Annotated in this window: 11 protein-coding genes; 4 read left to right on the top strand and 7 right to left on the bottom strand. The window is 62.2% G+C overall.

What is annotated here, in order from left to right; translation table 11 throughout:
* Position 1: 1 nt before the first annotated feature.
* The 7 genes from cmk to mtnA form a co-directional block, all read right to left on the bottom strand.
* On the bottom strand, positions 2–691 hold the full coding sequence (cmk, locus tag C8K58_RS18490) for a (d)CMP kinase (RefSeq protein ID WP_003172653.1): 690 nt from the start codon (positions 689–691) through the stop codon (positions 2–4).
* Entirely contained in the window at positions 688–2,898 is a 2,211-nt protein-coding gene (locus tag C8K58_RS18485; protein WP_256592528.1) for a bifunctional prephenate dehydrogenase/3-phosphoshikimate 1-carboxyvinyltransferase, read from the bottom strand. Before C8K58_RS18485 ends, cmk begins: the two co-directional genes overlap by 4 nt.
* Before the next feature lie 28 nt (positions 2,899–2,926).
* The gene (gene hisC, locus C8K58_RS18480) at positions 2,927–4,039 is read right to left on the bottom strand and encodes a histidinol-phosphate transaminase (RefSeq protein WP_108574023.1); all 1,113 of its coding nucleotides are present in this window, start codon (positions 4,037–4,039) and stop codon (positions 2,927–2,929) included.
* 9 nt (positions 4,040–4,048) lie between these two features.
* Positions 4,049–5,143 (bottom strand): prephenate dehydratase, encoded by a 1,095-nt coding sequence (gene pheA, locus C8K58_RS18475; RefSeq protein ID WP_003172650.1) that lies wholly within the window; start codon positions 5,141–5,143, stop codon positions 4,049–4,051.
* Complete coding sequence (serC, locus tag C8K58_RS18470; RefSeq protein WP_027604180.1) at positions 5,143–6,228, bottom strand: 3-phosphoserine/phosphohydroxythreonine transaminase; 1,086 nt, start codon at positions 6,226–6,228, stop codon at positions 5,143–5,145. The genes pheA and serC overlap by 1 nt, the downstream gene beginning before the upstream one ends.
* A 110-nt stretch (positions 6,229–6,338) precedes the next feature.
* Positions 6,339–8,993 (bottom strand): DNA gyrase subunit A, encoded by a 2,655-nt coding sequence (gyrA, locus tag C8K58_RS18465; protein ID WP_092359021.1) that lies wholly within the window; start codon positions 8,991–8,993, stop codon positions 6,339–6,341.
* A 421-nt stretch (positions 8,994–9,414) separates the two neighbouring features.
* Complete coding sequence (mtnA, locus tag C8K58_RS18460) at positions 9,415–10,485, bottom strand: S-methyl-5-thioribose-1-phosphate isomerase (protein WP_108574022.1); 1,071 nt, start codon at positions 10,483–10,485, stop codon at positions 9,415–9,417.
* Positions 10,486–10,594: 109 nt separating this feature from the next.
* Between mtnA and C8K58_RS18455 the strand changes: the two genes are divergently transcribed.
* The 4 genes from C8K58_RS18455 to C8K58_RS18440 all read left to right on the top strand — a co-directional run bounded on the left by C8K58_RS18455 (position 10,595) and on the right by C8K58_RS18440 (position 14,294).
* A complete protein-coding gene (locus tag C8K58_RS18455; protein ID WP_074844549.1) occupies positions 10,595–11,926 on the top strand; it encodes a TRZ/ATZ family hydrolase in 1,332 nt (443 codons plus the stop codon).
* Between the two features lie 64 nt (positions 11,927–11,990).
* Positions 11,991–12,689, top strand: a complete 699-nt coding sequence (gene ubiG, locus C8K58_RS18450) for a bifunctional 2-polyprenyl-6-hydroxyphenol methylase/3-demethylubiquinol 3-O-methyltransferase UbiG (protein ID WP_003172645.1) — start codon at positions 11,991–11,993, stop codon at positions 12,687–12,689.
* Positions 12,690–12,693: 4 nt separating this feature from the next.
* A complete protein-coding gene (gene mupP / locus C8K58_RS18445) occupies positions 12,694–13,365 on the top strand; it encodes an N-acetylmuramic acid 6-phosphate phosphatase MupP (RefSeq protein WP_027604184.1) in 672 nt (223 codons plus the stop codon).
* A 188-nt stretch (positions 13,366–13,553) separates the two neighbouring features.
* A complete protein-coding gene (locus tag C8K58_RS18440) occupies positions 13,554–14,294 on the top strand; it encodes a YciK family oxidoreductase (protein WP_027604185.1) in 741 nt (246 codons plus the stop codon).
* Positions 14,295–14,298 lie beyond the last annotated feature (4 nt).

Below are 14,298 nucleotides of genomic sequence, written 5' to 3'. Positions count from 1 at the left end.
ATCACCCGGCGATATCGCGAATGGCGATTTCACTCAAGATGCGTTCCAGCACCTGCTCGATGGACAACTCCGTGGAATCCAGCTGTATGGCATCAGCCGCCGGCTTGAGCGGGGCTACTGCGCGCTGGGTATCACGCTCATCGCGTGCACGGATCTCATCTAGCAGACTCGACAGACTAACACCATCGACTTTGCCCTTCAACTGCAAGTAGCGGCGGCGAGCCCGCTCCTCGGCGCTGGCGGTCAGGAAAATCTTCAGTGGCGCCTCGGGAAACACCACCGTGCCCATGTCGCGGCCATCGGCCACCAGCCCCGGCGGCTCCTGGAAAGCCCGCTGACGCTGCAACAGCGCATCACGCACCGCCGGCAGCGCGGCAACCTGGGAGGCCCAGGAGCCGACCTGCTCGTTACGCAGGTCATCGGTCACATCGTCCCCTTCCAGGATGATGCGCTGGGGATGACCTTCCGTCGCGCCGACGAATTGCACATCGAGATGCGCGGCCAGCAGCTTCAGGGATTCTTCGTTGGTCAGGTCGACGCCATGGTTGCGTGCGGCAAACGCCAGCAGGCGGTACAACGCGCCGGAATCCAGCAGGCACCAGCCCAGGCGCTTGGCCAGGATGCCGGCGATCGTGCCTTTGCCCGAGCCGCTTGGCCCGTCGATGGTAATCACCGGTGCTTTGATATTCACAATTGAGCCTCTTGGGCAACACGGATGCCGACTTGGGCACACAGTGTAAGAAAGTTCGGAAAAGACGTAGCAACATTGACGCAGTCATGGATACGAATCGGCGCAGCCGCCCGCAGGGAAGCCACGCTGAAGGCCATGGCAATCCGGTGATCGCCATGGGCATGGACTTCACCACCGCCCATCAGGCCACCGTCAATGATAATCCCATCGGCGGTCGGTTCACACTTCACCCCCAACACCTGCAGACCGTCGGCCATGACCTGGATACGGTCGGACTCCTTAACACGCAACTCTTCGGCGCCCCGCAAAATGGTCCGGCCTTCAGCGCAGGCGGCCGCGACGAACAACACCGGGAATTCATCAATAGCCAGGGGCACCAGCGCTTCTGGAATCTCGATACCCTTCAATACAGCTGCCCGCACCCGCAGGTCAGCGACAGGCTCGCCACCCACTTCGCGCGGGTTTTCCAAGGTGATATCGGCCCCCATCAACCGCAGGATATCGATCACCCCGGTGCGGGTCGGGTTGATGCCGACATGCTCCAGCAACAACTCGGAGCCTTCGGCAATCGAAGCCGCCACCAGGAAGAATGCCGAAGAGGAGATATCCCCCGGCACTTCAATATGGGCAGCCGTCAGTACATGACCCGATTCCACCGATGCGGTAGCGCCTTCCACCGCAACCGGGTAACCAAAACCGCGCAACATACGCTCGGTATGGTCACGGGTCGGCGCAGGCTCGGTCACCGCAGTTTGACCTTCGGCATACAGCCCCGCCAGCAACAGACAGGATTTGACCTGGGCACTGGCCATCGGCATTGCATAGCTCATGCCTTTGAGCGCCTGGCCGCCACGAATGGTCAGCGGCGGACGCCCTTCCGGCCCAGTCTCGATCACCGCGCCCATGTCCCGCAATGGCTTGGCCACGCGGTTCATCGGGCGCTTGGACAGGGAAGCATCGCCGGTCAACACGCTGTCAAAGCGTTGTGCCGCCAACAAACCGGACAGCAGGCGCATGGACGTACCGGAATTGCCCAGGTAGATCGGCCCCGGCGCCGGCTTCAGGCCGTGCAAGCCCACACCGTGAATGGTCACGCGCCCATGGTGCGGCCCTTCAATCACCACGCCCATGTCGCGAAACGCCTGCAGGGTCGCAAGGGCATCTTCACCCTCAAGGAACCCTTCCACCTCCGTCACGCCCTCGGCCAACGAGCCGAGCATGATCGAGCGATGGGAGATCGACTTGTCACCCGGCACCCGGATACGCCCGCTCAAGCGGCCGCCCGGGTTGGCGAGGAAAGTCAGGTCATCGGCGTTCACAGCGGTTTCCATATAGGCCCGGCGAGCCAGGATCTTGCTGAAATGCTCACGCGCCACCCGCGCACGGGTGAACACGCCCAATAATTGATGGCCATCCCCGGCATCGACCGCGTCGCGCAAGGCGTCGAGGTCACTGCGGAAGGTGTCCAGGGTGCGCAACACCGCTTCGCGATTGGCGAGAAAGATGTCATGCCACATCACCGGATCGCTGCCGGCAATCCGTGTGAAGTCGCGGAAGCCACCGGCGGCATAACGGAAAATCTCGAGGTTTTCGTTACGCTTGGCCAGGGAGTCCACCAGGCCGAATGCCAACAGATGGGGCAAATGGCTGGTCGCCGCCAGCACTTCGTCGTGGCGCTCGACCTGCATATGTTCCACATCCGCCCCCAGCTCACGCCAGAGACGATCCACCACCGCCAGCGCGGCCGGATCGGTTTGTTCCAGCGGCGTCAGGATCACTTTATGACGGCGGAACAGCTGCGCATTGGACGCTTCCACCCCGCTCTGCTCGGAACCGGCAATCGGATGGCCCGGCACAAAGCGCGACGGCATGCCGCCAAAGGCCTGCTGCGCGGCCCGCACCACATTGCCCTTGGCGCTGCCGACGTCCGTCAGGATCGCCTGGCCCAGGTCCATGCCGGCCAATACCGCCAGCAGTTTCTCCATCGCCAGGATCGGCACCGCGAGCTGGATGACGTCAGCTCCCTGGCACGCAAGCGCCAGGTCCGCCTCACAGCGATCCACCACGCCCAACTCCACCGCCAGCTTGCGCGATTGCGGGTCCAGGTCCACACCAACCACTTCGCCGCACAGCCCGCTTTCGCGCAGGCCTTTGGCGAAGGAGCCACCGATCAAGCCCAGGCCGACCACCACCAGGCGACCGATCATAGGCACGGCAGGTTGCAATGCAGTGACATCAACCACGAGCCAGGACCTTGGCCAGCGCCTCCAGGAAGCGACTGTTTTCAGCCGGCAAGCCGATGGTGATCCGCAGGTGGTTCGGCATGCCGTAGTTGGCCACCGGCCGCACGATCACACCTTCGCGCAGCAGCCCCTGGAATACCGGGGCGGCCACTTGACCAAGGTCGACACAGATGAAGTTGCCCTTGGAGGGAATCCAGCCCAGGCCCAATGCACGGAAGCCATCCTGCAACTGCAGCATGCCGCTTGCGTTGATGCGGCGACCTTCTTCCAGGTACTCGGCATCCTTCACCGCCGCACAGGCTGCCGCCAGGGCGAGGCTGTTGACGTTGAACGGTTGGCGCACGCGGTTCAGCACATCGGCCACCACCGCTGTCGACAAGCCATAGCCGACCCGCAGCGACGCCAGGCCATAGGCCTTGGAGAAGGTGCGCGACACCAGCAGGTTCGGGTAGGCCGCCAGGAAATCCAGGCCGTTCGGCAGGTCGCTGCCTTCGGCGTACTCGATGTAGGCCTCGTCCAACACCACCAGTACATGCTCAGGCACGTCCTGCAGGAAGTCGTTGAGCGCCTGCGCATCGAACCAGGTGCCGGTCGGGTTGTTCGGGTTGGCGATAAACACGACGCGGGTCTGGGCGTCGATGGCGGCCAGCATGGCCGGCAGGTCATGGCCCCAGTCCTTGGCAGGAATCACACGGGCGTCGGCACCGACCGCCTGGGTGACGATCGGGTAGACCGCAAACGCGTGCTCGCTGAACACGGCGTTCAGGCCCGGCGCCAGGTAGGCACGGCCAACCAGCTCGAGGATGTCATTGGAACCGTTGCCCAGGGTGACCTGGTTCAGCCCGACCCGGCATGTTTCTGCCAGCAGGGACTTGAGGGCGAAGCCATTGCCGTCCGGGTAACGGGTCAGCTCGGCCAATTCTTCGCGAATCGCCGCCAACACCTTGGGGCTTGGGCCCAGTGCATTCTCGTTACTCGCCAGCTTGACGATCTTGGAGGGGTCCAGGTTCAACTCACGCGCCAGCTCGTCCACAGGCTTGCCCGGAACGTAAGGCGACAGTTGTTGCACGCCCGGCTGGGCCAGGGCGAGGAAGTTGCCACTCATGTTAAAGCCTCACAAAACCGCTTTCGGGTAAGAGCCCAGCACCTTGAGTGCCACAGCTTCCTGACTGATCTTCTCCAGCACGCCCTTGACCAGCGGATCGCGGTGGTGGCCGATGAAGTCGATAAAGAACACGTAAGTCCATTTACCGCTGCGCGAAGGACGTGTCTCGATGCGCGTCAGGTCAATCCCGTTATCGTGGAACGGCACCAGCAGCTCATGCAGCGCGCCGGGCTTGTTGCTCATGGAGACGATGATCGAAGTCTTGTCGTCGCCGGTCGGCGGCACTTCCTGGCTGCCGATCATCAGGAAGCGCGTGGAGTTGTCCGGGCGATCCTCGATTTTCTCGGCCAGGCGCGTCAGGCCATACAGACCTGCCGCCATATCACCGGCGATCGCCGCCGAATTCCATTCACCCTTGACCCGCTTGGCCGCTTCGGCGTTGCTGGACACCGCCACGCGCTCCACATTCGGGTAATGCGCATCCAGCCACTTGCGGCACTGGGCCAGGGACTGGGCGTGGGAATAGATGCGGCTGATGCTGTCGGTCTTGGTGTTCTCACCCACCAGCAGGTGATGGTGGATGCGCAGCTCGACTTCGCCGCAGATCACCATGTCGTGCTCAAGGAAGCTGTCCAGCGTGTGGTTGACCGCCCCTTCGGTGGAGTTTTCCACCGGCACCACGCCAAAGTTCACCGCGCCGGCCGCCACCTCACGGAACACCTCGTCGATGGCCGCCATGGGCTTGCTGATCACCGCGTGGCCGAAGTGCTTCATGGCCGCCGCCTGGGTAAAGGTGCCTTCCGGGCCGAGGTAGGCCACTTTCAGCGGCTGCTCGAGCGCCAGGCACGACGACATGATTTCACGGAACAACCGCGCCATCTCTTCGTTGCCCAGCGGGCCCTTGTTACGCTCCATGACGCGCTTGAGCACCTGGGCTTCACGCTCCGGCCGGTAGAACACCGGCACTTCGCCCTCCGCCAGGGACGCCATCTTCACCCGTGCCACTTCCTGGGCGCAGCGCGCACGCTCACTGATCAGCTCCAGGACTTTCTCGTCCAGGCTGTCAATGCGTACACGCAGGGCCTTGAGTTCTTGTTCAGACATTAGCCGTGTTCCTTTTCGAACTCTGCCATGTAGGCAACCAGCGCGTTGATCGCATGGATGTCGACAGCGTTGTAGATGGAGGCGCGCATGCCACCCACCGAACGGTGGCCCTTGAGGTTCAGCAGGCCGCGGGCGTCGGCACCGGCCAGGAAGGGCTTGTCCAGGCGGTCATCAGCCAGGCGGAACGGCACGTTCATCCACGAGCGGTCGGTCAGGTTGATCGGGTTGCTGTACAGGCCGCTGGCGTCGATGAAGTCATACAGGGTGCGCTTCTTCTCTTCGTTGAGCTTGCCCATGGCCGCCACGCCGCCCTGCTCTTTCAGCCACTCGAACACCAGGCCCGACAGGTACCAGGCGAAGGCCGGCGGGGTGTTGTACATCGAGCCGTTGTCGGCCGCGACCTTGTAGTTGAGCATGGTCGGGCACAGTGAACGGGCGCGGCCCAGCAGGTCCTCACGGACGATATTGACCAGGATGCCGCTCGGACCGATGTTCTTCTGCGCACCGGCGTAGATCATGCCGTAGCGCGAGACATCGATAGGCCGCGAGAGGATGTCCGAGGACATGTCGCACACCAGCGGAACGTCACCCACTTCCGGCACCCAGTCGAACTCCAGGCCGCCAATGGTTTCGTTCGCGACGTAGTGCACGTAGGCCGCGTCCTTGGACAGCTTCCATTCGTTCTGACCGGGAATGGCGAAGTAGTCGTAAGGCTTGGCGGTGCCGGCCACATTGACATGACCGTAGCGCGAGGCCTCTTCAATAGCCTTCTGCCCCCAGATACCGGTGTCGATGTAGTCGGCAGTGCCGTCTTCCGGCAGCAGGTTCAGCGGGATCTGGGCGAACTGCTGGCTCGCGCCGCCTTGCAGGAACAGCACTTTGTAGTGGGATGGAATGTCGAGCAAGTCGCGCAGATCCTGCTCGGCCTTGGTGGCAATGGACACGAACTCATCACTGCGATGGCTCATTTCCATCACGGAGAGGCCTTTTCCATGCCAGTCGAGGAGTTCACCCTGCGCGCGCTGCAGGACTGCTTCAGGAAGCGCCGCGGGACCGGCACAGAAGTTATAGGCTCTCTTGCTCACATCCAATCTCACTCTGATCTGGTGGGGTGGTGCAATAAATCGGGTTTCAATACTTTCATAAGGGACAAACAACAAGGGGGCGAATCTTCATCCGCCCCCTGTGTGTCCGCTTATTCCTGCGGTTCTTCTTCGTCTGCGGCAGCATCGAGGGTTGGCTCGTCGACGCTGTCATCGCCGGCTGCGATCACCTCGCCTTCGAACTCCTCACCTTCCAGCTCTTCGCCTTCGACTTCCGATGGTTCCTGGACACGCTCCAGGCCGACCAGTTTTTCGTCCTTGGCCAGCTTGATCAAGGTCACACCCTGGGTGTTACGGCCCAGGCTCGACACTTCGGCCACACGGGTACGCACCAGGGTGCCCTGGTCGGAAATCAGCATGATTTCCTCGCCATCGAGCACCTGGACCGCGCCGACCAGACGGCCGTTGCGGTCGTTGCTGACCATGGCGATAACGCCCTGGCCGCCACGCTTGTACTCCGGGAACTCGCTGATGGCGGTGCGCTTGCCATAGCCACGCTCGGAAGCGGTGAGGATCTGGCTGCCTTCTTCCGGGATCAGCATCGAAATCAGCTTCTGCCCTTCCGGCAGGCGCATGCCGCGTACACCGCGGGCGGTACGGCCCATGGCGCGAACATCGGATTCCTTGAAGCGGGTGACCTTGCCGCCGTCGGAGAACAGCATGACTTCACGCTCGCCATCGGTGATGGCCGCGCTGATCAGCACGTCGCCTTCGTCCAGCTCCAGGGCGATCAGGCCCACGCTACGCTGACGGCTGAAGGATTCCAGCGGGGTCTTCTTCACGGTGCCTTTGGCGGTGGCCATGAAGATGAAGTGACCTTCGGTGTATTCCTCGACCGGCAGCATGGTGGTGATGTACTCATCACTGTCCAGCGGCAGCAGGTTGACCAACGGACGACCACGGGCAGCGCGGGAGGCTTCCGGGATTTCGTAGGTCTTGAGCCAGTACACCTTACCCTTGCTGGAGAACAGCAGCAGCGTGGTGTGGCTGTTGGCGACCAGCAGGTGGGCGATGTAGTCCTCATCCTTCACGCCGGTAGCCGATTTACCTTTACCGCCACGGCGCTGGGCCTGGTACGCAGCCAATGGCTGGGTCTTGGCATAGCCACCGTGGGAGATGGTCACCACGCGCTCTTCTTCCGGGATCATGTCACCCAGGGTCAGGTCGAGGCGGGCATCGAGGATTTCGGTGCGGCGCACGTCGCCGTATTCGGCGCGGATCACTTCCAGCTCTTCGCGGATCACTTCCATCAGGCGCACGGCGCTGTTGAGGATGCGGATCAGCTCGCCGATCTGGTTGAGGATCTCCTGGTACTCGGCCAGCAGCTTCTCGTGTTCCAGGCCGGTCAGGCGGTGCAGGCGCAGTTCCAGGATGGCCTGGGCCTGTTCCGGCGACAGGAAGTACTTGCCGTCACGCAGGCCGTATTGCGGGTCCAGTGTCTCCGGGCGGCACGAGTCGGCGCCGGCACGTTCAACCATCGCCACGACGGCGCTGGATTCCCATGGCATCTTGATCAGCGCTTCCTTGGCTTCCGACGGCGTCGGCGAAGCCTTGATCAGGGCGATGACCGGGTCGATGTTCGACAGCGCTACAGCCTGGCCTTCCAGGATGTGGCCGCGCTCGCGGGCCTTACGCAGCTCGAACACGGTACGGCGGGTAACCACTTCGCGACGGTGACGTACGAAGGCTTCCAGCAGGTCCTTGAGGTTCAGGATGCGTGGGCGGCCGTCGATCAGTGCAACCACGTTGATACCAAACACGCTTTGCAGCTGGGTCTGGGCGTAGAGGTTGTTGAGGATCACCTCAGGCACTTCGCCACGACGCAGCTCGATCACCACGCGCATACCGTCTTTGTCGGATTCGTCGCGCAGCTCGGTGATGCCTTCGAGTTTCTTCTCTTTAACCAGCTCGGCGATCTTCTCGATCAGACGCGCCTTGTTCAACTGGTACGGGAGTTCGGTGATGACGATCTGCTGGCGGCCACCGACCTTGTCGATGTCCTCGATGATCGAGCGGGCGCGCATGTAAATACGGCCGCGACCGGTGCGGTAGGCTTCGATGATGCCGGCGCGACCGTTGATGATCGCGGCGGTCGGGAAGTCCGGGCCCGGGATGTATTGCATCAGCTCATCGACGGTCAGCTCAGGGTTGTCGATGAGGGCCAGGCAACCGTCGATGACTTCACCGAGGTTGTGCGGCGGGATGTTGGTGGCCATGCCCACGGCGATACCGCTGGAACCGTTGACCAGCAGGTTGGGAATCTTGGTCGGCATGACCGCCGGGATCATTTCGGTGCCGTCGTAGTTCGGCACCCAGTCCACGGTTTCTTTATGCAGGTCGGCCAGCAGCTCGTGCGCCAGCTTGGTCATGCGCACTTCGGTGTATCGCATGGCCGCGGCGTTGTCGCCGTCGACCGAACCGAAGTTGCCCTGGCCGTCTACCAGCAGGTAGCGCAGGGAAAACGGCTGGGCCATCCGAACGATGGTGTCGTACACCGCAGTGTCGCCGTGAGGGTGATACTTACCGATCACGTCACCGACAACACGGGCAGATTTCTTGTACGGCTTGTTCCAGTCGTTACCCAGCTCGCTCATTGCGAACAGCACGCGCCGGTGCACGGGCTTCAAGCCATCGCGCGCATCAGGCAGTGCCCGACCGACAATTACGCTCATCGCGTAGTCGAGGTAGGACTGTTTCAGCTCGTCTTCGATATTGACCGGGAGGATTTCTTTGGCCAGTTCGCCCATGAGAAGCCTGATTCCTTTTTCGGGTGAAACCTCGTCGCATCCATATGGGACGAACGAAGCTCGCCGTCGCCGGCACACTGCCTGACAACGACTTACGACAAATCAACGAGTTATGACACGGATCTGCACGTTATGGGCAACCCCTGGGGGCGGCCCTGGAAACCGCCGGATGTTATCACAATCGCCGCCACGCACCTATCCCCCTGATGCGCATGGAGACTAGTAATTTGACGGATGACAGGCTTGAGGAGGCCGAGAGGGGCTCAGAGATGGGGTGGTGCTTTTTTTTGAGGGTGGATCCGAGGGTTTTATTGACTTTCAGGGCCAATCGGGGGCAAGCCCATTCCACACGTTAATTGTGAACAGTCAAAATGTGGCAGGGGGCTTGCCCCCGATAGCCACTTCACAGACACCAAATCCTTCAATGCAGCCGCTTACGGCACATCAGCTTGGCCAATTTCGCCGTATCCGGCCGCTCAACCACGCCCTTCTCAGTCACGATCACATCGATCAGGTCGGCCGGGGTCACATCAAATACCGGATTAAACGCATTGACCTCCAAGCGCTGCCCCATGACCTCCAGCAGTTCACCGGGATCGCGCTCCTCCAGGGCCACATCGTCACCAGTGGCCATCATCAAGTCCAGGCTCGAACTCGGCGCCACCACCATGAAACGCACGCCGTGGTGCATGGCGCACACTGCCAATTGATAAGTGCCGATCTTGCTGATCACATCGCCATTGGCGGCAATGCAATCGGCGCCGACGATCACCCAGGTGATGCCCTTGGTCTTGAGGAGATGCGCACCGACCGAGTCGGCATTCACGGTGACCGGGATCCCCTCGCCCGCCAGCTCCCAGGCGGTCAGCCGCGAGCCTTGCAGCCATGGGCGGGTCTCATTGGCGTAGACGTGCTCGACCAAGCCTTCCAGAAAGGCCGCGCGAATCACCCCGAGGGCCGTTCCGACACCGCCGGTGGCCAAGGCGCCGGCGTTGCCATGGGTCAAGATCGCCTGGGCGTTGCCCTGATGCTTGCGAATCCGCTCAACGCCCAACTGGGCCATGACGAGGTTGGCTTCCCGGTCGCTTTCATGGATAGCGATCGCTTCGGCCTCCAGCACCGCCAGCGGATCGGCGTGCTTCTTGACGCGATCCAGGCGATCGCGCATGCGCTTGAGCGCCCAGAACAGGTTCGAGGCGGTCGGACGGGTATCGGCCAGTAGTGCGTAGTCCTCTTCCCAGGCGGCCTGCCAGTCACCGCCCTCGGCGATGCGCTCGCGAGCGGCGAGCACCAGGCCATAGGCCGCGCTGATGCCGATCGCCGATGCGCCACGCACCACCATGGCACGAATGGCCGCAGCCACTGCATCGACCGTGGAGCAGGCCACCCAGCGTTCCTGGGACGGCAGGGCGCGTTGATCGAGCAGGTGCAGCGTGCCATCACGCCAATCGATGGCCTTCACTTTCTCCGCTGCCAACAGTCGATCGCGCATCCATCACCCCATACTCATCAACAAAAGCCGCCGATTATAGCGATCCGCCAGCCAGGACGCTCGGGTATACTTCGCGCTTCTTTTATAGCTGCCCGGGAAGAAGCCTGCGATGACCTCCACTGCCGCCCCGCTCGACTTATTGCTACTGCCAACCTGGCTGGTACCTGTCGAACCCGCCGGCGTGGTGCTCAAGGACCATGGCGTGGGCATCCGCAATGGGCGTATCGCCTTTATCGGTCCACGGGCTGCGGCGTTGAAGCTGTCGGCCACTGAAGTGCGCGAACTGCCGGGCATGTTGCTCAGTCCGGGCCTGATCAACGCCCACGGGCATGCGGCGATGAGCCTGTTTCGCGGCCTGGCCGATGACCTGCCCCTGATGACCTGGCTGGAAAAACACATCTGGCCCGCCGAAGCCAAGTGGGTCGACGAGGCCTTCGTGCGTGACGGCACCGACCTGGCCATTGCCGAGCAGCTCAAGGGCGGTATCACCTGCTTCTCGGACATGTACTTCTACCCCAAGGTCGCCAGCGATTGCGTGCACAACAGCGGCATGCGTGCGCAGATCGCGATTCCGATCCTCGACTTCCCGATTCCCGGTGCCGGCACGGCCGATGAGGCGATCCGCCAGGGCATCGAACTGTTCGGCGACCTCAAGCACCATCCGCGCATCAAGATCACCTTCGGCCCCCACGCGCCCTACACCGTGTGCGATGCCAACCTGGAAAAGATCCGGGTCATCGCCGAAGAGTTGGACGCCGCGATCCATATGCATGTGCATGAAACCGCTTTCGAGGTACAACAGGCCGTCGAACAGACCGGCGAGCGGCCATTGGCGCGCCTGGGACGCCTGGGTTTGCTGGGCCCGCGCTTCCAGGCCGTTCATATGACCCAAATCAGCGAGGACGACCTGGCTTTGCTGGTAGAAAGCAACACCAGCGTGATCCATTGCCCGGAATCGAACCTGAAACTGGCCAGTGGCTTCTGCCCGGTGGAGCGTCTATGGCAGGCGGGCGTCAATGTGGCCATCGGCACCGACGGCGCCGCCAGCAACAACGACCTGGACCTGCTGGGTGAAACCCGTACCGCCGCGATGCTGGCCAAGGCCGTCGCCGGTTCAGCCACCGCCCTGGACGCCCACCGCGCGCTGCGCATGGCTACGCTCAACGGTGCACGTGCCATGGGCCTGGAAAGTGAAATCGGCTCCCTGGAAGTGGGCAAGGCGGCGGATATGGTCGCCTTCGATCTGACCGGGCTGGCGCAACAACCGATCTACGATCCGGTCTCACAGCTTATATATGCCACCGGACGCGATTGCGTGAAACACCTTTGGGTCGCCGGCAAGCAGTTGCTCGACGACCGGCAACTCACCCGCATGGATGAACAACAGTTGACCGCCACGGCGATTGCCTGGGGAAAACGCATCAGCGGGCACACCGAATAACGCTGGCTCTGAACCCGCGTGTTCAGAACCGACAAACCGATTTATCAGATTCAGAGGATTCACCATGAGCAACGTCGACCACGCCGAAATCGCCAAGTTTGAAGCCCTGGCCCACCGCTGGTGGGACCGCGAAAGCGAGTTCAAACCCCTGCACGACATCAACCCGTTGCGGGTCAACTGGATTGACGAACGCGTCAACCTGGCCGGCAAGAAGGTGCTGGACGTCGGTTGCGGCGGCGGCATCCTCAGCGAAGCCATGGCCCAGCGCGGCGCCACCGTGATGGGGATCGACATGGGCGAAGCGCCGCTGGCCGTGGCGCAGTTGCACCAGCTGGAATCCGGCGTGAGCGTGGAATATCGCCAGATCACCGCCGAAGCCCTGGCCGAGGAAATGCCTGAGCAGTTCGACGTGGTCACCTGCCTGGAAATGCTGGAGCACGTACCAGACCCATCGTCGGTAATCCGCGCCTGCTTCCGCATGGTCAAGCCGGGCGGCCAGGTGTTCTTCTCCACCATCAACCGCAACCCCAAGGCCTACCTGTTCGCGATCATCGGCGCCGAATACATCATGAAGCTGCTGCCGCGCGGCACCCACGATTTCAAGAAATTCATCCGCCCGTCCGAACTGGGTGCGTGGAGCCGCCAGGCCGGGCTGACCGTCAAGGACATCATCGGCCTGACCTACAACCCGCTGACCAAGCACTACAAACTGGCCAGCGACGTTGACGTCAACTACATGATCCAGACCCTGCGCGAGGAGTAAGCCTGTGAAGTTGCGAGCGGTTCTCTTCGACATGGACGGTACCCTGCTGGACACTGCGCCGGACTTTATCGCCATCTGCCAGGCGATGCGCGCCGACCGCGACCTGCCACCGATCAACCCACAGCATATCCGCGATGAAATCTCCGGCGGTGCACGGGCGATGGTGGCCGTGACCTTCTCGATGGACCCGGAATCCCCCGGCTTTGAAGAGCTGCGCCTGGAATTCCTCGAGCGTTACCTGAAGGGTTGTGCGGTCCACAGCACATTGTTCGACGGCATGGCCGAGCTTCTGGAAGACATCGAGAAGGCCAAGCTGATCTGGGGCGTGGTCACCAACAAGCCACTGCGCTTTGCCGAGCCGATCATGCAGCAACTGGGCCTGGCCGAGCGCTCGGCGCTGCTGATCTGCCCGGACCATGTGAAAAACAGCAAGCCGGACCCGGAGCCGATGATCCTGGCGTGCAAGATGCTCGGCCTGGACCCGGCCAGCGTGCTGTTCGTGGGGGATGACCTGCGCGACATCGAGTCCGGCCGCGACGCCGGCACCCGCACGGCGGCGGTCACCTATGGCTACATTCACCCGGACGACAACCCGCGCCATTGGGGCGCGGATGTGGTGGTGGACCACCCGCTGGAACTGCGCACGGTGCTGGATAACGCACTGTGCAGTTGCTGATGGCTCACTCACTCTACTGACTAAGGAAGATCCAATGTGGGAGGGGGCTTGCCCCCGATTGCAGTGTGTCAGTCACTGCATTTGGTGACTGATATACCACTATCGGGGGCAAGCCCCCTCCCACATTTGGATCTTCACTGCGCTCAAGATGGGTGTTTGTAACCCGCTGAATTCTGTCGAGGCTTTTTATGTTTGATTACTCTGCACGTCCAGAACTGCTCAAAGGCCGGGTGATCCTGGTGACCGGCGCCGGTCGCGGAATTGGTGCGGCGGCGGCGAAAACCTACGCCGCCCATGGCGCGACCGTGCTGTTGCTGGGCAAGACCGAAGCCAACCTGGCCCAGGTGTATGACGAGATCGAAGCGGCCGGCCACCCGCAGCCGGTGGTGATCCCCTTCAACCTGGAGACCGCCCTGCCCCATCAATACGATGAGCTGGCCGCGATGATCGAAAAAGAATTCGGCCACCTCGATGGCCTGCTGCACAACGCCTCGATCATCGGCCCACGTACGCCGATCGAGCAGCTGTCCGGCGAGAACTTCATGCGGGTGATGCACATCAACGTCAATGGGATGTTCATGCTCACCAGCACGTTGTTGCCGCTGCTCAAGCTGTCCCAGGATGCGTCGGTGGTGTTCACCTCCAGCAGCGTCGGGCGCAAGGGCCGGGCGTATTGGGGGGCTTACGGGGTGTCAAAATTCGCCACTGAAGGCTTGATGCAGACCCTGGCGGATGAGCTCGAAGACGTGGCTGCAGTAAGAGCCAACAGCATCAACCCGGGCGGCACGCGCACCAGCATGCGGGCGCAGGCATATCCAGGGGAGAACCCGATGGAAAGGCCGGCACCGGAAGAGATCATGCCGGTGTACCTGTACCTGATGGGGCCGGACAGTACCGGCATCAATGGGCAGGCGTTTGACGCCCAGTGAAACC

Origin of the sequence: Pseudomonas sp. GV047 (assembly GCF_003058245.1) — a bacterium.
GTDB classification, from domain to species: domain Bacteria; phylum Pseudomonadota; class Gammaproteobacteria; order Pseudomonadales; family Pseudomonadaceae; genus Aquipseudomonas; species Aquipseudomonas marginalis.
This window is presented reverse-complemented; position numbering and strand designations above follow the sequence as displayed.

Excerpts from the sequence above, each read along its gene's own strand:
- C8K58_RS18485 (WP_256592528.1), bottom strand. The coding sequence starts at position 2,898 with ATGATCGGTCGCCTGGTGGTGGTCGGCCTGGGCTTGATCGGTGGCTCC.
- hisC (WP_108574023.1), bottom strand. The coding sequence starts at position 4,039 with ATGAGTGGCAACTTCCTCGCCCTGGCCCAGCCGGGCGTGCAACAACTG.
- pheA (WP_003172650.1), bottom strand. The coding sequence starts at position 5,143 with ATGTCTGAACAAGAACTCAAGGCCCTGCGTGTACGCATTGACAGCCTG.
- gyrA (WP_092359021.1), bottom strand. The coding sequence starts at position 8,993 with ATGGGCGAACTGGCCAAAGAAATCCTCCCGGTCAATATCGAAGACGAG.
- mtnA (WP_108574022.1), bottom strand. The coding sequence starts at position 10,485 with ATGCGCGATCGACTGTTGGCAGCGGAGAAAGTGAAGGCCATCGATTGG.
- C8K58_RS18455 (WP_074844549.1), top strand. The coding sequence starts at position 10,595 with ATGACCTCCACTGCCGCCCCGCTCGACTTATTGCTACTGCCAACCTGG.
- ubiG (WP_003172645.1), top strand. The coding sequence starts at position 11,991 with ATGAGCAACGTCGACCACGCCGAAATCGCCAAGTTTGAAGCCCTGGCC.
- C8K58_RS18440 (WP_027604185.1), top strand. The coding sequence starts at position 13,554 with ATGTTTGATTACTCTGCACGTCCAGAACTGCTCAAAGGCCGGGTGATC.